General features: G+C 59.6%; 19 protein-coding genes. 4 read left to right on the top strand and 15 right to left on the bottom strand.

The window, feature by feature from the left end:
- Position 1: 1 nt before the first annotated feature.
- On the bottom strand, positions 2 to 550 hold the full coding sequence (locus DMP11_RS08450) for a 4Fe-4S dicluster domain-containing protein (protein WP_123186081.1): 549 nt from the start codon (positions 548 to 550) through the stop codon (positions 2 to 4).
- A 406-nt stretch (positions 551 to 956) separates the two neighbouring features.
- On the opposite strand from DMP11_RS08450, the gene DMP11_RS08455 reads away from it, so the two are divergent.
- A complete protein-coding gene (locus DMP11_RS08455) occupies positions 957 to 1628 on the top strand; it encodes a type II toxin-antitoxin system RelB/DinJ family antitoxin (RefSeq protein ID WP_136845558.1) in 672 nt (223 codons plus the stop codon).
- Between the two features lie 55 nt (positions 1629 to 1683).
- Here DMP11_RS08455 and DMP11_RS08460 read toward each other — a convergent pair whose 3' ends face one another.
- From DMP11_RS08460 to DMP11_RS08485, 6 genes are all read right to left on the bottom strand, one after another.
- Positions 1684 to 1965, bottom strand: coding sequence for a molybdopterin-binding protein (locus tag DMP11_RS08460; protein WP_123186056.1), 282 nt, complete (start codon positions 1963 to 1965; stop codon positions 1684 to 1686).
- Between the two features lie 117 nt (positions 1966 to 2082).
- On the bottom strand, positions 2083 to 3045 hold the full coding sequence (gene nrfD, locus DMP11_RS08465) for an NrfD/PsrC family molybdoenzyme membrane anchor subunit (RefSeq protein ID WP_123186057.1): 963 nt from the start codon (positions 3043 to 3045) through the stop codon (positions 2083 to 2085).
- Entirely contained in the window at positions 3046 to 3729 is a 684-nt protein-coding gene (locus DMP11_RS08470) for a 4Fe-4S dicluster domain-containing protein (RefSeq protein WP_123186058.1), read from the bottom strand.
- A gap of 69 nt (positions 3730 to 3798) precedes the next feature.
- On the bottom strand, positions 3799 to 4608 hold the full coding sequence (locus DMP11_RS08475; protein WP_123186059.1) for a molybdopterin-dependent oxidoreductase: 810 nt from the start codon (positions 4606 to 4608) through the stop codon (positions 3799 to 3801).
- A gap of 25 nt (positions 4609 to 4633) precedes the next feature.
- Entirely contained in the window at positions 4634 to 6217 is a 1584-nt protein-coding gene (locus DMP11_RS08480; protein ID WP_148041124.1) for a molybdopterin-dependent oxidoreductase, read from the bottom strand.
- 400 nt (positions 6218 to 6617) lie between these two features.
- A complete protein-coding gene (locus DMP11_RS08485; RefSeq protein ID WP_161555343.1) occupies positions 6618 to 6905 on the bottom strand; it encodes a helix-turn-helix domain-containing protein in 288 nt (95 codons plus the stop codon).
- A 112-nt stretch (positions 6906 to 7017) separates the two neighbouring features.
- Between DMP11_RS08485 and DMP11_RS08490 the strand changes: the two genes are divergently transcribed.
- Positions 7018 to 7428: a type II toxin-antitoxin system RelE/ParE family toxin gene (locus tag DMP11_RS08490; protein WP_123186062.1), complete on the top strand. Its 411-nt coding sequence runs from the start codon at positions 7018 to 7020 to the stop codon at positions 7426 to 7428.
- Positions 7385 to 7687: a helix-turn-helix domain-containing protein gene (locus DMP11_RS08495; protein WP_123186063.1), complete on the top strand. Its 303-nt coding sequence runs from the start codon at positions 7385 to 7387 to the stop codon at positions 7685 to 7687. Before DMP11_RS08490 ends, DMP11_RS08495 begins: the two co-directional genes overlap by 44 nt.
- 2 nt (positions 7688 to 7689) lie before the next feature.
- Here the strand turns inward: DMP11_RS08495 and DMP11_RS08500 are convergent, their stop codons facing one another.
- Positions 7690 to 8622: a slipin family protein gene (locus DMP11_RS08500; protein WP_123186064.1), complete on the bottom strand. Its 933-nt coding sequence runs from the start codon at positions 8620 to 8622 to the stop codon at positions 7690 to 7692.
- Positions 8623 to 8659: 37 nt separating this feature from the next.
- The gene (locus DMP11_RS08505) at positions 8660 to 9052 is read right to left on the bottom strand and encodes a GntR family transcriptional regulator (RefSeq protein ID WP_123186065.1); all 393 of its coding nucleotides are present in this window, start codon (positions 9050 to 9052) and stop codon (positions 8660 to 8662) included.
- A gap of 102 nt (positions 9053 to 9154) precedes the next feature.
- On the opposite strand from DMP11_RS08505, the gene DMP11_RS08510 reads away from it, so the two are divergent.
- Positions 9155 to 10189, top strand: coding sequence for a tyrosine-protein phosphatase (locus DMP11_RS08510; protein WP_123186066.1), 1035 nt, complete (start codon positions 9155 to 9157; stop codon positions 10187 to 10189).
- Between the two features lie 57 nt (positions 10190 to 10246).
- On the opposite strand, the gene nrfD (DMP11_RS08515) is transcribed toward DMP11_RS08510, so the two are convergent.
- From nrfD (DMP11_RS08515) to aspS, 6 genes are all read right to left on the bottom strand, one after another.
- The gene (gene nrfD, locus DMP11_RS08515; protein WP_123186067.1) at positions 10247 to 11299 is read right to left on the bottom strand and encodes an NrfD/PsrC family molybdoenzyme membrane anchor subunit; all 1053 of its coding nucleotides are present in this window, start codon (positions 11297 to 11299) and stop codon (positions 10247 to 10249) included.
- 22 nt (positions 11300 to 11321) lie between these two features.
- Positions 11322 to 11990 (bottom strand): 4Fe-4S dicluster domain-containing protein, encoded by a 669-nt coding sequence (locus DMP11_RS08520; protein ID WP_214647107.1) that lies wholly within the window; start codon positions 11988 to 11990, stop codon positions 11322 to 11324.
- Positions 11991 to 12039: 49 nt separating this feature from the next.
- Positions 12040 to 12852: a molybdopterin-dependent oxidoreductase gene (locus tag DMP11_RS08525; protein WP_123186068.1), complete on the bottom strand. Its 813-nt coding sequence runs from the start codon at positions 12850 to 12852 to the stop codon at positions 12040 to 12042.
- Positions 12853 to 12901: 49 nt separating this feature from the next.
- Positions 12902 to 14485, bottom strand: a complete 1584-nt coding sequence (locus DMP11_RS08530) for a molybdopterin-dependent oxidoreductase (RefSeq protein ID WP_123186069.1) — start codon at positions 14483 to 14485, stop codon at positions 12902 to 12904.
- Positions 14486 to 14810: 325 nt separating this feature from the next.
- The gene (locus DMP11_RS08535; RefSeq protein ID WP_123186070.1) at positions 14811 to 15719 is read right to left on the bottom strand and encodes a MerR family transcriptional regulator; all 909 of its coding nucleotides are present in this window, start codon (positions 15717 to 15719) and stop codon (positions 14811 to 14813) included.
- A 260-nt stretch (positions 15720 to 15979) separates the two neighbouring features.
- The gene (aspS, locus tag DMP11_RS08540; protein WP_123186071.1) at positions 15980 to 17758 is read right to left on the bottom strand and encodes an aspartate--tRNA ligase; all 1779 of its coding nucleotides are present in this window, start codon (positions 17756 to 17758) and stop codon (positions 15980 to 15982) included.
- Positions 17759 to 17857 lie beyond the last annotated feature (99 nt).

Here is a 17857-nt window from a genome sequence, read left to right on the forward strand (position 1 = left end):
TCTAGTTAAGATCCATGTTCAGCGGCACGCTGGCAAACGCGCCCGAGGCCACAGCCGCCTTCATGCGACGGGCCCGCTGGCGCGCGGCCAGCTCCTCCTCGTCGATGACCATCAGGCCTCCGGTAGGACAGGCTTCCACGCACGCCGGTCCGCCCTCGCGGTCATAGCACAGATCGCATTTCACCAGCGAGGCCTTAGGAGCCGACTCCACTGTCAGGCCACCGAGCTTCGCTGCGCCCTCCTGGGAAACCACTTCCACCGCACCGTAGGGACAGGCCAGCACGCAGCTGCGGCAACCGATGCAACGCTCCTGCTTCACCGCCACACGACCTTGGTCAAAGTACAGCGCGCCCTCGGGGCACGAGGCCACGCACGGCGCATCGGCGCAATGGTGGCACACGATGGGCGCAGAAATGGTCAGGGTGGTAATTAGGTTCAGACGGGGTTTCGCAACGTCTCCGGGCACGCTGTGCTTTAGCAAGCAACCGGCCATGCACGTCTGACAGCCGATGCACAGGCCCGGATCTGCAATGACGAATTTAGAACCCATGAACTCCTCCTCTTCCTCATTCTTTGAAGCATGCATTCCCCCCATTTCCCCTTGCTCGTCCCCCTCTCGAGAACCGGGGCGCACAAGACCAAGGCATTAACGAGATACCTTGCGAAATGGAATGGAATCTATGGGAAGTGCGCAGTTTTGCGCATCGGGAAAGTCGTGTTTGACCTGTTGGGGACGTTATAACGCACTCAAAGCCCATTGACAACTCCCTATTTTTGCCTCTTCGAGCGCCTTCTTCCTCAGTCGCGAAAGCGAGCGGGTCTGCGAGTGTGTTACAATTGCATTACACAATTCCTCGTTTTACTGAGAAAACGTCGCCGAAAAGCCTAAAAATGCGTGCTTTTTTCTCTCGCTTCCAATTTGATTTGAGAGACGGAAAAAAATTTCGGAGGTGCCCATGGGCAAGCAAGCCACCCTGCAAGTGCGCATCGACGCCACCATGAAAGCGGAGGCCGAGGAGCTCTTCGAAGCATTGGGGCTCTCGCTCTCCGAGGCCGTGCGACTCTTCGTGGCCGAGAGCGTCAACGGTCGGCGGCTTCCTTTTACTCCCCATCTCAGTAAAAGCGAGGGCGCCACCTCCGCCTTCGGCAAACTGCGCCACTACGGCAATCCCGCCCAGTCGGGCGACGAACGCACGGCATGGCTCAAAGAGCAGGGATCCTCGGACACAGGGCGGCCGAAAGCCCCGCTCCGGGGGCGCTCCCGCGACATCGTCATCGTGGACAAAACTATTCTGTTGCACTATCTGCTCGACAACGATTCACGACGGGCCGCCAAAGCGCGGCGCATTATTGCTGGCGGCGCGGCACGTGCCTACCCGGAAACCATCGTCGCCTGCGTTGCGGCGCTCGAAAACGACTACCGCGTGCCGCGCTCTCTTATCGGCACGGTCATGGCGCTCCTCGCAGACGATGTGTCCATGGAAGACGGAGCCGCCGTGCGCCTGGCTGCGCGCCTCTATGGGGCGGGAAAGCTTTCCTTCGCCGAGCACCTCCTGACCGCACGCAACATTCTCACTGGATACCCAGTCGAGACTTTCAGCAAGCCACTTTCCCGCACAATCATGTAAACGAGAGCCAGTCCCACCCCCGTCCGTGAACGCGTTGTTTTAATTGCAGTGAGCCCTACTCCTCCACTTGCAGCTCTGCGAAGGCGCTTTCGGGGCTGTGCTCGCCGGCGTCGTTCACCGAGCGCACCCGCAGCACGTAGAAGCCGGCTTTTTCCGGCGTATACTCGAAGGTCCAGGTGAGGTTTTGGTAATCGTTGGTGTCGGGCGTGTCGTAGCGGGTCCAGTGCTCGCCCTCGTCCAGCGAAAACTCAATGGCCGAAATGCTGTGACCGAAGTCATAAGCATTGCCCTTGAACTGCACCGGCTTTCCCACTTGACCGTACACGCGTCCTATCATGGTTCCCCCTTTGATCGTTTTTGCAAAAGCATAGCAGACTGCCCTTAGGACAAAGTTTTGAGAAAAGAAACGCCCGGCGCGAAAACGCACCGGGCGCACAAAGAAGCCGAGCAAGCCCTACAGCAAAAGCCCCATCACTGTGGTGGAGAGGAGGCTGGCGTGCACGCCGGCCGCCAGCATGAGGAAGCGCAGCTCGCATCCGCCGATGAGGGCGCCGATAGCCCCGACGGCCATCGCGGGGCGGCTCTCCCGCTTCCCCAGCGCAAGGCCCAAAATCGCCATGGCCAAGGGAAGCACCAGGCCGCAGGCCACCACCATCCACCAGAACACGGTGGACAGTCCGCCGGAAGTGAGCAGCTCGGCCGAAGCCGCGGCCGCCGCGCCCCAAGCGGTTGCGGCATCGCCCGAGGCCATCTGCCACAGAAGCGCCGCCAGCACGGCCACTTCCGCCACCACCAGCACCACCACGATGCGCTCCATGAGCATCTGCGCGCGGTGGGCCAGCGGGTCGCGCTTGGAAAGGATTACGGCCATCACCTCCACCAGCGCCACGCCGGTGTCGAAGGCCGACACGGTGAACAGCGCCGGCAGCAGCGGGCTGTCCCACAGCGGCACGCCGCCGGCGGTCATCAGCAGCATGCCGGTGTACACCGCCACAAAGGCGCCAAGCGCGATGCCGATCCAGGCCAGCACCGTGCGCAGGGCGGCGCCGTGGGCCTTGAACCACTTCCAGCTCTTCGCCAGGGCGTTGCCCACGGGGCGCACGGCCAGCAGGGCCGAGACGAACCACACCGCCAGCGCGCAGAACGCGCCCCAGGCGCCGTAGGTCATCCACGAGGAGAAGTTGCTGAAGGCCGACCACATCATGATGCCGCGCACGGGACTGATGAGCTCGGAGAGCAGCAGCATGAGGCCCACGGCCAGGCTGGCGAAGGCGGCCCACATAGAGGCGCACACCACCAGCCGGTGCTTGGTGCGGTCGATGAGGAACAGCACCGCCGCCATGATGAAGGCGCCGGCCCCCATGCCGCCCAGGAACAGGTACAGCGCCGGCTGCCAAGACCAGGTAAGTTGTAGCATTCACTTCACCCCCCTGACCAGATAGCAGTTGGGCCCGCACGGCTCGCCCACGGGGACGGGCGCGAGGCCCCGCTGTTCGGCCTCGGCCACCAACTCATCAACGGGCCCGTACTTGAGCGCGTTGAAGATGCACGCCTGCGCGCAATAGGGCTGATCGCCCGGCGCCACTCCCGCATCCAAGCAGCAGTCGCATTTGTCCATGGCCTCGGAGTTGTAATTCGGCACCCCGTAGGGACAAGCCTGGAAGCAGTACTTGCACCCGATGCACTTGTCCTTGTCCACATGCACGATGCCCGCCTCGCTCTTGCTAATGGCGCCCGCCGGGCACACCCGCAAGCAGTTCGGATCATCGCAATGCATGCACGAGGTAGAGACGTAGACGTTCATTCCGTTGCTGTCGAGAAAGGACGATACCGCCCGTCGATTGGGCGTCTCGTCAGAAAGATGGTTCTGACTGCGGCATGCCGCAACGCACATCTCGCAATCGACGCATCGTCCCATGTCCACCATAAAGCCGTACTGGGTGCCTCCCACCTCAGCACCGTTATTGCTGGCCGTTTCGCCGCCTTCGGCAAAAGCCTTTCCACCCAGGGAAACCGCTCCTCCTACCACCAGCACGGAGGCGCCAAACGCTGCCGTGCCCGCAATAAGGCCACGGCGGGAAATGCTTCTGGCGTCTTGCATATTCGCCTCCAATCATTGGTCTTCAGTTGTGAGGGATGCGGCCATCCCACTTCCCCCACACAGGAACAGTTATTGAATGTCGCCACCGAACGAAACGCCTACGTTGGGCAAGTTGGCATAGGCAGAACGTGCTTCGTCGCTCGACGGGCTGGGCGGAGGCGTCTGACGTTCCTCCAGCGTAATGGCAACGATGTCACGCGCAAAGTAATTCGCCGAAGTGGAACCCAGCCACAGCTGGTTCGAACCGCCCATGGTTTCAGCCAGGGGCGCGCCGTTCACGTCATAAACTACCGGGCAGTAGTGCGTCTTTACGTACTGCAAGGGCAAAGCCACCTCGTAGCCGTCGGCCGAAGTGAACACGATGGTGTTGGCTTCTTCCTGGACGCCGGCAATGCCGATCAGCGTGCGAACCGCAACGCCCGTCACCTCTGCGTTGGCGCTGGCCTTCCCATCGGCAGGGTTTCCGGCACAAGCGCAGCCCAGCAAAAGCGACTGCACCTCTTCGGTTTCGCACAACTCATCGAAGCTGGCCGCATAGGGATGGTCCACCGCACCCCTCACCTCAATCACCCAGTCGTGGGCCGACAGACTGCCCGCATCCCCTGCGGGGCGCGCGCCGCACAGGTACTTCGAGGCACCCGCAACCGCTTTCAGGTCATCGTTGGAAGAGACCTCGCTTTGGGTGTAGGCGAATTTCCCTGACACTACATCAGTGGAAACAATGTCTGTCTTTTCATACGTTTCTTGACGGGCATTTTCAACTGCATCGGGCGCCGATACTTCAGGCGACGGCGACGCCACTGCGAAGCTGCTACCCACACCCGCCAACGCCAGCACAGAACTCGCGCCCAGCACGATGGTTTTCTTGATTGCGCTCATCTCTTACACCTCACTCTCTTGTTATTTAGGCTTCGTGCGCGTTGAACATGACCTTGTCGGGGTACATGCTCACCAGGCCCTCATCGGTAACTGCGCGCACCGCCAGCACATACGAGCCAGGTTCAGGGGTGATGGTGAAATTCCAGTACACCCATTTGTTGCGATCGGAATCAGACGTGTCCATACGCGTCCAGGTAGCTCCGTTGTCAAGCGAGAACTCCACTGCCGTCACCTGCTGGTCAAACGCTTGGGCATAGCCTTCAAAGGTATACGGCTCACCTGCTTTGATGATTTGGCCTTCATGGAAGAAGCAGATGCCAGCATTGGGCTTGTTGTACCACTTGCCAATCATGTCGGGATCTAAGGTGTTGGCCTCGTCCAACTCCCAGCCTTCAAATACCTTCACCTCATCGGCTGGAGTGTCCACCACTTCAAGGTCACTTACCCAGCGGATGGAAGAGGGTACGCCGCGGTTCTGGTACCAAATACGCACCGGGAAGCCTTCTGTCCAACTCAGGTTTTCGCCGTTAATCTTGTAAACAAGATAGGCACCGTTCTTTGCCAGAGTTTCCAGCGTTTCGCCGCGAGACCAGCCGTCAGATACGGTCGCCATCAGGGCCGTAGCCCCCTCTTTCACGCCGCCAGCCTTGTCTAACAGCCACTGCACCGGGATTCCGGTCACTTCCACGTTGCTCACCATCTCCCAGCCGGGCGCGTTCATAACGCACTGAGTGGAGCTGATAAACGTCTCGGACGGTGCCTCCTGAATCAACTGGCCCAGCGTGATGGAGTACGGGTTGTTCACCAAACCAGATACACTGATCTCCCATGCGTCACGGGCAGCATCGTCGGTGGGCACGCCCTTCATCTCATTGTCCACCGCTTCGCGGTTCATATCCCCGGTGAAGAAGGTGAGGTCGAACATTTCATTTGTCTTGTCCTGTTCGTAGGACATCTCCGCATTCACGTCCTCATTGGAGATGAAGGTGAGGCCCTGCATCACGTCGTACTTAGCCTCTTCCCAAAGCTGCATGCCCTTGCCATCGGCGGTAGCGTTGTGGCAGCTCATGCAATCGCCTTTGAAAGTATCGCGGCTATGGATGCCGTGAATAAGCGATCCGAACTCGAAGTTCTTGGTCACGTAACCGGTGCCTACGTCGTGACAAATGAGGCAATCCATGGGAGTTGCATCCATTCCCAGATTATTTCGGATGTCAATGTGCGGGTAGCTCAGATGGTTCATAATCAAGTCCACCAGGCCGTCAGTGTGGCACGAATTGCACCCGCGGTTATTCGCGTTCAGATACTTGATGTTGTACGAGTTCGGCTGGTCACCCAGGTGCCAATAGGAAAAGTCCACATCCGGAGCCAGCTGCACCTGAGTGCCATCCGCCAACGTCTGGATACTCGGCAAGCTGCTGGAATGCACCTCCCCCATTTCGCTGTACAGCTCTTCCAGGCTCTGGGCCGTGCCCGTTGCAGCCTGATGGCTCACCGCCCCTTCTCCGTTGCTTTCAACATCCGGAGATTCCACATTGGGGACGCAGGCCGCCAACGCCATCGCTGCAGCACACGTCACCGTTGCTGCAAGAAATGCCTTTTTCTTCACGGCTTTCTCCTCCTCCTGTTTTCGCGTGCCTACCCAATGGATGAGATAGTATCATAAATTTGTATGATATGTGATATTTATCCTACATATCTATGATTCTTTTTTCAGGATAGACCATGCCAGCTAGAGGGTGGGCCCTTCGCGCAGCACCCAGCACCCAGGTCTCATCGCCCTGTGATCAGCCCCCGATTTTTGCGTGAACGCGCGCTCTCGAGTCACGTTGCAAAAATGGCTGGAATCGGCCGCGACGCTGGCACCCAGAGTGTCGTAATAAGTCCCTTTTTATTACGACATCTAGGCAGTATTCCAGCCAAATAGGTGCTTTTATTACGACATTTCCCAACTGTCCACACCTATTGCCCAACCTGCCGAAGCCCTCGAAGGCCTCGGATAAAACAGCTCACAGGTTGACGATAGCCACTTTCACATTGGAGTTACGGAATACGGGCTTTAGGTAATCCGGGTCGCAAAGCTCTGGCAGAACCTGCTGAAGAGCCAGGAAGATATCAGCAGACGGGGCACGACTCGCGCTCTCAAGCGCATAGATCGTCCGCTCCGAAACGCGCAACCCCGTCTGCTCCTCTACCGCCGCCGCCAGCGCACCACCTCGTGAATAACCATTACTTATTCTTGCCGCTTTGAGAAGCACCCCGTAAGCAGCCCAGTCGATGATGCTGTTTTCTTTCACTGTCACACTCCTATTGCACAATAGTACAAGTGCCTCTATTCTATATTGCATTATAGTGCAACGGTCGCTTTTGAGAAATATAACTTGCGAGCTATATCATATAGGAGCTATAATGTGGTCAGTCGAATTGAAGTTGATAGAGGATTGGCTAGACGCCCAAGACGATGCCATGGTTGCGCATATCCTCTCCGCCATTGAGGTGCTGCAAGAGCATGGCCCAGCACTCGGACGTCCGCTCGTTGACAGCATCGCCGGATCGTCCGTCAAGAACATGAAGGAACTGAGGCCGCCCTCCCCTGGCGAGACCGAGGTGCGCATTCTCTTTGCCTTCGACCCAGCGCGGAAAGCCATCATGCTGCTGGCCGGCGACAAATCAGCGGGGAACAGCAACCGCGACAAATGGAACGGGTGGTACAGAAAGGCTATCCCGGAAGCCGAACGACTATATTTCAAGTACACCGCACAGGAGGGAATTGGAAATGACCAGCCCGAAAACCTATCGCGAAAAGCGCGGCATCACTGACGCCGAAATGGAGGCGGCCCGCCGCTACACCCAAGACTACATCGATGCCTACAACCTTCGGGAAGCGCGAAAAGCCAGCCACATGACACAAGTAGAGCTTGCGCGCGCGATGGGAGTTTCCCAGAACCGCGTCTCGCGCATGGAGAGCGGAGATATAGGCTCCATGAGCCTCGACACCATACGGCGCTACATCGAAGCCGTAGGGGGAAGCGTCACTTTGGTTGCCGACCTCCCCACAGGACGAGTGTCCCTGGCATAGTGTTACAGCTTGCCCAGTTTGCCGAGGCCTTCGAAGGCTTCTGAGAGGGCGCTGGGGATTACCACCATGCCGCCCTTTTCCTTCACGGAGTCGGCCACGAAGCTCATGGCTCGCAGCTGCAGGGCGGCGTCTTTGTTGCCGTAGGTCTCGGCCGCCTCCACGAACATCTCCGACACTTCCTTCTCCACCTCGGCCAGCATCACGCGGGCGTTGCTCTCCCGCTCGGCCCGCGCCTCGGCCGAGAGCGCCTCCTGCAGATCGTCCGGCACCTCGATGTCGCGAATCTCCACCGACAGCACGGTGATGCCGTACTCGTTGGTCTTCTGCTCCAGGATGTCCGCCACTTCCTTGTCGATTTGGGTGCGGCGGGTGGACAACTGGGCGATGGTCACCGCCCCCATCACGTCCCGCAACGTGGTTTGGGCCACCCAATACACCAGGCGCACGTAGTTCTTCACTTCCGAGCAGGCCTTTTCCGCATCCCATACGGTCCAGAACAGCACGGCGTCCACGTCCACCGGCACCAAGTCGGCCGTCAGCACGTGCTCGGCCTTGAAGGCAGTGGAGCGCATACGCATGTCCACCGTGGCGGTAACCGAATCCACCACCGGCAGCATGAACACCAGCCCCGGGCCGGCCACCCGGTGGAACTTGCCGAAGCGCAGCACCACAGCCCGCTCCCACTCCAGCACCACATGAGTGCAGCTGAACAGCACCAGTGCCGCCAGAAGTCCCAGCAGCACCGGCACTCCCGAGCCGCTGAACCATGATACGGCCGCAAACACCGCGAACAGCACCGCCGCCAGCACGATGCGAATCACCACAGCGCCGGTGCGGCTGGTGGTGGTTTCGTCGAACTGCGCCTCGCTGGTGATGGTTTCATCTTCGACAGTGATGTCGTTCGGCTCGTCGAAATAGGATTTCTTCTCCGCCATGCTCTCCCCCTCGTTGGGCGCCCGCCGGCGCCGGCCGTTATGAACCTAGCCCTCCAGGGGCCCCGAGCGCGCTTTCCACCCGCGCCATCACATCGCCGCGCGTGAGCCCCGATTCCTGGGCCACGCGGGCCAGCTCCTCGATGATGGCGTCCACCGGCGAAGGCGGCAGCTCCAGCTCGTCGCGGTTGATGTCGGCAATGGTGGAACGGCGCCCACGACCGGAATTGATGAGGCCGTCGGTCTCCAGATCCTGGTACACCTTGTGGATGGTGTTGTAGTTCACCCCCAGCTCCACCGCCAGCTGGCGCACCGTGGGCAGGGTGTCGCCGGGCCGCAGCTGCTCGGAGCGGATGAGGAAGATGATGTAGTTGCGTATCTGCACCCAAACGGGAACGCCGGACTTGTCGTCCACTTTCAGGGTTTCGAACACGCAGCCACCTCATCGGTCAAAGTATCATTGTAGTGTATGATAGCACACCCGCACGTGCCGCCATGCGCTATCATAGGGCCACCGAAGAAAGGACACAGGCCCATGGCCCCCAACACCGAAAACCCCATCGCCCCCGCCTCGCAACCGCCCTACTATGCGGGGCGCCCCATCGCGTTTTCCGGCTATGTGGACAATTTCGAGAACCCTATCACCGCCATGGAGTTCTCGCTGGACGGGGGCGCCAGCTGGACGCCCTACCCCACCGCCGCCGTGGACAAGCGACGCGGCGTGAACTGGAGCTTCGTCTACACGCCCCCGCAACCGGGCCGCTACCTGCTACAGGCGCGGCCGGTAACCGCAGCGGGCCCGTCATGCCTGGTGGCCGGATTCCCCTTCGAGGCGCTGCCGCTGGGCAGCAGCTTCGGCAGCGCGCGCATCCGCGGCGTGGGGGCCACCTACGCTGATGCCCGGGTGTTCCGCTCCCGCGAACTTGCCGGCCTCACCCCCGAAGAGGCCGCCTTCATGGCGCAATCTCTAGGCATCCGCACCATATACGACCTGCGCACCGCCGCCGAGGTGGCGGCCCGCCCCGAGCCCTTCTTGTTGGGCACCAAAACAGTGGCCCTCACCCCTTCCGCCGAAGGACGCCAGAAAGACGCGGAGAAGCGCCTGGTAGCGGGTGTTATCGAGAAGTACGGCCAGCCGGAGGAGCGCATGCGGGCCAACTACCGCAAGTACGTGGCGGAGTACCCTTTGGTAGGGCAGGCGCTGCGGTCGATGGCCGCCGAGAGACGTCCGGCGCTGGTGCACTGCGTGAACGGGAAAGACCGCACCGGCGTGTTGTGCGCCACCCTGCTACGAGTAGCGGGGGCCACCGAAGCCGAGGTGATGGAGGACTACCTGCGGGTGAACAACGACCACGCCGACCTGATTGCCGCCGAAGCACAGCGGCTGGGGGCGGGCATGACCGCCCACGAGCGCGACTGCCTCATGTCGTTTCTGGAGGCGCGCCCCTCCTACCTCCAGGCCTACTTCGACGAAGTGGACCGCCGCTACGGTAGCTTCGACGCCTACGTGCGCGAAGGGCTGCACCTCACCCCCGAAGCTATCGAGCAACTGCGGGCACTGGTAGGCTAGCTGCCCCATACGCAAAAAGGCCGCGAGCGTAACGCCCGCGGCCTCCCGCCCGCACCTCTACAGGCGAGCAATCGCGTCCTGAAACAGAGATGCCATGGCATCCGCCAAAGGATCTCCGTGGATTCCGGCCATTACCACCAAGAAGCGCAGCGCACAACCACCAGCCAAAGCGCCAATGGGCCCCAATATCGCGATGAAGGAGCTGGATCGGCGCTGGCCATCTTTCAGCTTGCCACCGCTTTCTAGCGCCTCAGCCCTACCGAAACCATTCGGATTTGCGCGCCTATGGGCCACCAAGGCCCAAAGCGCCATGGTCATCGGCAGCGCCAAGCCAGCCACCACCACAAGCCCCCAGAAAGCCGGCGCGAGTACGCCGCCCAGCAGCATCTGGCTAGCTGCAGCAGCCGACACATTGGCACCGTCGCCCTGGCCTAGCAAGAAGCCAAAGAAAAGGGCAAGCACGGCCAGTTCGGCAATCACCAGCGCCACTGTCAGTTTTTCCAGAAAGCGCATTTCCCTGCCCTCGAGGCTATTCCCCCCAGATTTGGCCACCGCTATAAGCTCCACCAAAGCGACCCCTGTATCCAAGCCGGAAACGGCAAACAACACCGGCAACAGTGCCGAATTCCACAGAGGCACGCCCGGCGCCGTCATGAGTAGAACGCCCGTGTAAGCCGCAACCCCAAGACCTACCACGGTCCCCGCGACGGCCAACAGCTTCAAAATCGCCGCGTGCAGGGCCGCAGCCTTCGCGCCCTTGCGAGCCGCCGCCGTCTGCATCACCCCCAACGAAAGAAGGGCGAACAGGAAAAACACTGCCATAGCTGCCACTAGAAGCCAAGCTCCAATAGTCATCCACGAGGTGAAATGGCTGAAGCTCTGCCAGAGCATAAGCCCCCTCAGCGGATTAGTCAGCTCGGTGAGCAGACACAGCAATCCTACCGCAAGGCAGACAATGGCACCCCAGGAAGACGCGCAGGCCACAGAGCGGGATCGCTCCGGATTGCGGAAGTACAGCAGAGCCGCCGTCACAAACGCTCCTGCTCCCATGCCTCCCAAAAACAGGTACAAGGACGGCTGCCAGCCCCACACCATTTGCAAATCAGTCATATCAGATTCCTAACTATGCTGGCTAGAGCAGCAGATACGACGGCCCGGTGGACGACTCCACCTTTCGCGCCGTATTTCCGCAGCTGCTCTGCAAATCGTCGAGACGTCCATAGTGAAGAGCGCCGAACATGCAGGCTGCCGCACAGTTCGGCTCATCGCCGGGAGCCACGCCAGCGCCAAGGCAGCAATCGCACTTGTCCATGCCGCCCTTCGTATAGTGGGGAACCGAGAACGGGCAAGCTTGATAGCAGTATTTGCAGCCAATACAGCGCTCGGAATCTACCACCACTATGCCATCAGCGCGCTTCGAGATAGCTCCGGCAGGACAAACTTCCGCGCAGGCCGGCTTCTCGCAGTGCATGCATCCGTAAGAAAGATAGGCCTTGGCGCCGAAATGGCTCTCGAACAGACGCACTTCCCGGCGAGCCGGGGTGCCGTCGGGCGTGTTGTTCGCCTTTCTGCAAGCGGCAACGCACTTTTGGCAGTTCACGCAGTTGCGCGTATCCACCAGAAATCCGTATTGGGTCTTCTCCACTGCCTCAGAAGCCGACTCGACTCCCGCATCTTCGCCAGCGGCCATCGCCCGCGGAACCGCAGCAGCGCACCACAGCGCCGCTGCCGCACCGGCAGAAAGGCCCATCAACGCCGTTCTGCGAGACACAGCGTTTTCGCCCGTTGCCCTTTGGTTCATGGCAGCCTCCTTATCTCACAGCCCACTGCGTCATCAAGCGCGATGCGCCTCATAGGGCGCCTCCCTCTCCGATGCTGATGTTGGGGACGTTTTCGTACGCATCGCCCGCTTCGGCGGTTCCCGGCGTCGGCGGTGGTGTTTGCCGCTCTTCAAAACTGATCTCCACTACATTCTTCAGGTAGTAATTGGCCGCCGTCGAGCCCATCCACAGCTGGTTGGAGCCCCCCATGCTGTTGCCCACCGGCTCACCGTTGACGCTATAGGCCAACAGGCTGAAACGCTGCAGCACATAGTTGAACGGCAGTGCCACAGAAGAGCCATCGTCAGAAGTAAAGACAATGGTGTTCACGCTATCGCTCGGCTGCGCCAGCGCCGCGATGTAGGCAATGCGGACGCCTAGCACATCGGCATTGCCGCTGGCGGCGCCGTCGACGGGGTTTCCGGCACAAGTGCAGCCCATTACCAGCTGAGCCGAACCCTCTTCTGCCAGCTCGTCCATAGTGGCCGAAAAAGCGTTATCCACGTTTCCCGACACGGCCACTTCCCAAAGCCCGGGGTTCTCGATAGAGGCCATGGGTGCTCCTTCGCCCCCGCACAAGTACTTGGAAGCTCGAGCAAAATTGTCCCGCAGCTGAGCGGTAGGGGTAAGAGAGCTTTGGTTGAACGTGAAAAGACCCTGGACTGCTTTCTGACACACCCGGCAAGGAGCAGCTGCCGCTTGCTGCTGATCGGCGGTGGGCACCGTGGCCTCATCGGCAAAGGCTGGCGCAGAAACGGCTCCTTGAGCAGCAGCGGCTCCCATTCCCGCCAGCAGAAGCGCAGCACTGGCCCCCGAGGCGATTTTTTGAGTAGTTGAATTCATTTCGCATCCCTTCGATGTTCGATTGCGTTCAATTTCTGCGTGCGGAGGGCTACTCCACGTTCATCATGAAGTCCACCAAACGGTCGTTCACATGCAAATTGCCCTCGGCATCCTGCGAAGTCACGCGAATCTTCACCAGATACGCCCCCGGATCGGTAAAGCTTTTTATGTCCATCTTCCAATACACCCACTTGGACTTGTCAGTACCGGAAACCGGCACTTCTTTCCAGGTGGCACCGTGATCGAAGGAGAACTCCAGCTTCACCACATCTTCCTCAAAGGCATGGGCATAGCCTTCGAAATGGATAGGCTGGCCTGCGGTGAAAATCTGGCCTGTCTCGGCGGTAAGTACGCCCACGTTGGGAGTGTTAATGGGCTGCTTGGTCTTCGGATCCACATAGTCGCCGAAAACACCTTGGTTGTAGTTGTTGTAGGCCCCGCCCGGATCATCGGAATGGGCAATGTTCACTTCCGTCAGATAACGGGTAAACTGGCCGCCGGATACGCCGTCGCCGAACCAAATAGAGAGCGGATAGCCCTGCTGCAGATCCAGCCGCTCTCCATTCATCTCGAACACCAGCAAAGGGTCGCTGTCCAGCGCTACCTGGGTATACATGGGAATGTCGTAGCCATCCACGCCAATGGCGTCCAGCATGTTGGCGCCTTCGTGAACCCCCAGTGTCTCGAAAATCTTCTTGAAGGGAACACCGGTCACTTCTGCCTGGTAAATGTAGGCACCACCAGTGGCGTTGATGGTGCAATGGTTTGCAATAGTGCGCGTTTCAGTACCGAACTCGTCGATCATCTGCTGAATGGTCATCTCCCGCGGATTGTCCATCTCGCCCTTGAAGGTGACCGTGTAGGTGTTAAAAATGTTGTCGTCTTCCTCGAACCAGGCAGTGGTACCCCAATTGTTCTTGGCCTTTTTCTGGACGAACATCTTCTCTACCGGGGTTATCTCGTCTTGGTTCCAGGTGATATCGACGTCAACATCGTCCGCAGCCACATCGGTTATACCGCGCAGCACATCGTATTTAACGTAGTCCCACATTTCGAACTGGTTTTCATTGGTAATGTAGTGGCATGATTCGCAATTGCCGCCCATGTCCACGAAAGTGTTGCTGTTCATGTGGTCATGCATGGCATCTTGGAAGTTCTGCAGGCTCACGCCGTAGGCGTCATGGCAGCCCATGCAGTCGTTATAGCGAATAGGCTCGTTGTCGTAGTTGCCCCAATACACCCAGTGATCCATGGTAGCCATCAGGGTCTCGTCCAATTCATGGCACGAAGAGCAGCCCCTCTGGTCGGCGTTCAGGTAGTAAGTGTTGTAAAGATTCCAGTCTTTGGGGAAGAAATAGCCGTTGTTCATGCCGGCATAAGGGGTTTTCTGCACACGCGTGCCATCAGGCTTGGTGGTAACCTTGGGCAGGTAAGCCGCCCATTCGTCCCCTTCCACTGTCTGCACGATGCCTTGAGGCTCATTGCTCCCCTGATCTTGCGATGCCTCCTGTTGCGGCGATGCGCACCCTGCCGCCCCCAGGCAAAGGGCCACAGACAACGCCGCGGCGCCTCCCCAAAGCAGCATCGTTTTGCGGGGATAGCGCGGCAAGCTGCCTTCTGCGCTTTTCACCATATAACGCTCCCTTCCTCTGCGTAACTCATCTCTCCTCGCGGAGAGCCCTGCCTTTATGATGGGCGGTAACGCAACGGAGGAGGCAAGGGTATTTTTTTTGAAATAGTTTCGAAAACAGCACACGGACGTTTTTCCGGTTTCAAGTTGGAAGTTCAGCAAGAAGGCCAACGTGTCCGCTGATAAAAGTTATTTTGCGGATAGATAATAGCCAAAGGGAGCTTTCATCCCATTTTCGCCGTGGCCGCACAGGCCGCAAAACATTGCTCCAGCACGGCGCCAATCTGTAACCTAGGGTTACAGATTCATGACGCGTCCGCAGCTTCCGCTAATTGGGCAGCGCCACCGGTATCTCGAAGCGAAGACGGTCAAAAGTGCCGCCGAGGCTGCCGGTAATTTCTTCGTCCACATCGCCAATGCCCATGTACGACCCCCTGATGGCGAACTTATGGGCAGAAATGTAGTCGAGAAGCTCCTCAATGCCAGCCACTTCGCTCGATTTCCCAGAATTATCGAAGAAAGTCAGTGCAGTGGCATAAACCACAAACCCCTCAGGGATGACCAAGGTGTCTTCCTCTAAGGGGAGGTATTGCTGCGGCACCGCAACGCAAGCGCGGTCAACGGAGAAATTGCGCTGCGCAAGGTTTTCCGGCGAAATCATAGTAGATATGTGGTTGCACACAACAGCCGGCAAGCCCAGTTGCTGAATATGCTCGCGCATAAGGGCCATCGCGTAATACCAGGCAAGTGCCCCTTCCTCGGTGTGTTCGGATGCGAGCTGCACCTCACATCCCTCCAGATTTACCACAACGAATGTTCTTTCCGGTTTCCATTTCAACGACACTCCCGACACCACGAGGTCTTCAGAGGACCCCTCCATCTCGAGATGCTCCCGAAGAAGCTGCTCGGCAACTGAGAGCCGAGCCTTTTCCGCACGCACTTCCGATACTTTGCGGGCGTACAGCTCGCGTTCGCTGTTGAGAGACATGCCCAGGAGCAACTCCCCTATCTCACTTAACGTGAATCCCAGGTTTTGAAGCCTCGCGATTCTGTCGGCACGGGGAATCTGGCAGAGCGAGTAATAGCGATAGCCGGTGTCCTCATCGTGAAATACCGGGCTCAATAGCCCTTTCTCGTGATAGAGGCGCAAGGCCCTCTTCGTCAGCCCGCAAATGTCCGCCATTTGCCCCGTGGTGATGCGACCATCTTTCTCAAGATAAGACTCGAGCTTTTCCATTATGTCCCCCTCCGCTGATTGCCCGGCATTATAAAGACATCCTCGCAGAGATTCAAATTGGATACCGTAAGACCACTGAAGCCAGAGCGCAAAAGAAAGACCGCAGAAGGTAGCCCTACAATCTTCTCCTGAATTATGAGTTAGCACCGCCGCGCCTCACCAGGAGCCACCATCGAGTGCATCTTGAAGTGCCCGCACATCACCCGTAAGACAGACAAAGACAGAATACCCGCACTGCGGGTCCAAATGCCCAAGCCGGTCTACAAAAGGCGGAGGTCAACCTCTTTCAGCTGACGGGCGGTCACCTCGGAAGGCGCGCCGGTCATGGGGTCGCTGGCACTCGACGTCTTCGGGAAGGCGATCACGTCGCGGATGGAGGGCTTCTCCGCCAGCAGCATGATGAAGCGGTCTAGCCCCAGCGCGATGCCGCCGTGGGGCGGGGCGCCCAGCTCCAGCGCGTGGATGAGGTGGCCGAACTTCTCATCGATCTCGGCATCGGTAAGGCCCAAACGGCGCAGCACACGGCGCTGCTCGTCGGCGTTGTGGATACGGATGGTGCCGCCGCCCAGCTCGTAACCGTCCATCACCAGGTCGTAGGAGTAGCTGCCGCACTCCAGCGGCACGTCCTCGATCTTGTCCAAATCCTCCCGCAGCACCTGGGTAAAGGGATGATGCTCGGCGGAGTATTTCTTCTCTCCCTCATCGTACTTGAACATGGGGAAGTTGACCACCCACAGAAGCGCGTGGCCCTCGCGAGGCACGTCCAGCGCCTCGGCCATGTGCAGACGCAGGGCGGAAAGCACGGCGTTGGCCACTTCCGGCTTATCGGCCGCGAACAGCAAAAGGTCGCCCGGCTCCACTTCCATCTCCGCCTTCAGAGCGGCCCATTCTTCGTCGGTGAAGAACTTCTTGATGGGGCTCTTCTCCTGGCCATCAGTGGTGAACGCCACCCAGGCCATGCCCTTGGCGCCGTTCTCCTCGGCGATGGAGGCCAGCTTCTCCACCTCGCCGCGGCTCCAGTCGCCAGCGCCCTTGGCGTTGATGGCCTTCACCACGCCGCCCTGCTGCGCCACGCTGGCGAACACCTTGAAGCCAGTGTTCTTCACCAGGTCGGTGATGTTGTGCAGCAGCATGCCGAAGCGCACATCGGGGCGGTCGCAGCCGTACTTGTCCATGGCCTCCGCCCACTGCATGCGCTGCAGCGGGAACTCTTGGGCCACCCCCACCTGGGGCAGCACCTCGGCCATCACGTCTTCCATCATGTCGATAACGTCGTCGCCCTCAACGAAGCTCATTTCGATGTCGAGCTGGGTGAACTCCGGCTGGCGGTCGGCGCGCAGGTCCTCGTCGCGGAAGCAACGGGCAATCTGGTAGTAGCGCTCGATGCCGGCGCACATCAGCATCTGCTTGAACTGCTGGGGGCTTTGGGGCAGCGCGTAGAACTTGCCGGGGTTGGGACGGCTGGGCACGATGTAGTCGCGGGCGCCCTCGGGGGTGGAGTTGGCCAAAATGGGGGTTTCCACCTCGAAGAAGCCGCGCTTGTCCAGGGCGTTGCGCAGCGCATGGGCGGCACGGTGGCGCAGCTTCAGATTGGCCAGCATCTCAGGCCGGCGAATATCCAGGTAACGCCATTTCATGCGGGTGATTTCATCGGTTTCGATGCCGTCTTCGATGGAGAACGGTGGGGTGACGGAAGTGTTCAGCACCTCCAGCTTGCTGGCCAGCACCTCAATGGCGCCGGTGGCCATGTTGGGATTCACCGCCTCTTCGGCGCGGGCGCGCACCTTGCCGGTAACCCGCAGCACATATTCGCGGCCCAGATGCTCGGCCGCCGCGAAGTCCTCGGCGCTAACGCAGTCGGGGTCCACCACAATCTGGGTGTAGCCATCGCGGTCGCGCAGGTCCACGAAGATGAGGCCGCCGTGATCGCGATTGTGCCAGGCCCAACCGCACAGCACCACTTCGCCACCCACATCTTCCAGCCCCAGCTGCCCGCAGGTGGCAGTGTGCATGCAAAACTCGTTGATGTAATCGCCCATGGTCGATTCCTTCTGTTCTTCCCAGCGCCCCCGCACGCGGCAGGGGCAGGCTTAGCCGTTCGTCAAACCTGAATATTGTAGCGTTACTTCCCCGCTCCA

This window comes from Parvibacter caecicola, from assembly GCF_003725335.1.
Taxonomy (GTDB): domain Bacteria; phylum Actinomycetota; class Coriobacteriia; order Coriobacteriales; family Eggerthellaceae; genus Parvibacter; species Parvibacter caecicola.

Excerpts from the sequence above, each read along its gene's own strand:
- DMP11_RS08450 (WP_123186081.1), bottom strand. The coding sequence starts at position 550 with ATGGGTTCTAAATTCGTCATTGCAGATCCGGGCCTGTGCATCGGCTGT.
- DMP11_RS08455 (WP_136845558.1), top strand. The coding sequence starts at position 957 with ATGGGCAAGCAAGCCACCCTGCAAGTGCGCATCGACGCCACCATGAAA.
- DMP11_RS08460 (WP_123186056.1), bottom strand. The coding sequence starts at position 1,965 with ATGATAGGACGCGTGTACGGTCAAGTGGGAAAGCCGGTGCAGTTCAAG.
- nrfD (WP_123186057.1), bottom strand. The coding sequence starts at position 3,045 with ATGCTACAACTTACCTGGTCTTGGCAGCCGGCGCTGTACCTGTTCCTG.
- DMP11_RS08470 (WP_123186058.1), bottom strand. The coding sequence starts at position 3,729 with ATGCAAGACGCCAGAAGCATTTCCCGCCGTGGCCTTATTGCGGGCACG.
- DMP11_RS08475 (WP_123186059.1), bottom strand. The coding sequence starts at position 4,608 with ATGAGCGCAATCAAGAAAACCATCGTGCTGGGCGCGAGTTCTGTGCTG.
- DMP11_RS08490 (WP_123186062.1), top strand. The coding sequence starts at position 7,018 with ATGTGGTCAGTCGAATTGAAGTTGATAGAGGATTGGCTAGACGCCCAA.
- DMP11_RS08495 (WP_123186063.1), top strand. The coding sequence starts at position 7,385 with ATGACCAGCCCGAAAACCTATCGCGAAAAGCGCGGCATCACTGACGCC.
- DMP11_RS08500 (WP_123186064.1), bottom strand. The coding sequence starts at position 8,622 with ATGGCGGAGAAGAAATCCTATTTCGACGAGCCGAACGACATCACTGTC.
- DMP11_RS08510 (WP_123186066.1), top strand. The coding sequence starts at position 9,155 with ATGGCCCCCAACACCGAAAACCCCATCGCCCCCGCCTCGCAACCGCCC.
- nrfD (WP_123186067.1), bottom strand. The coding sequence starts at position 11,299 with ATGACTGATTTGCAAATGGTGTGGGGCTGGCAGCCGTCCTTGTACCTG.
- DMP11_RS08520 (WP_214647107.1), bottom strand. The coding sequence starts at position 11,990 with ATGAACCAAAGGGCAACGGGCGAAAACGCTGTGTCTCGCAGAACGGCG.
- DMP11_RS08525 (WP_123186068.1), bottom strand. The coding sequence starts at position 12,852 with ATGAATTCAACTACTCAAAAAATCGCCTCGGGGGCCAGTGCTGCGCTT.
- DMP11_RS08530 (WP_123186069.1), bottom strand. The coding sequence starts at position 14,485 with ATGGTGAAAAGCGCAGAAGGCAGCTTGCCGCGCTATCCCCGCAAAACG.
- DMP11_RS08535 (WP_123186070.1), bottom strand. The coding sequence starts at position 15,719 with ATGGAAAAGCTCGAGTCTTATCTTGAGAAAGATGGTCGCATCACCACG.
- aspS (WP_123186071.1), bottom strand. The coding sequence starts at position 17,758 with ATGGGCGATTACATCAACGAGTTTTGCATGCACACTGCCACCTGCGGG.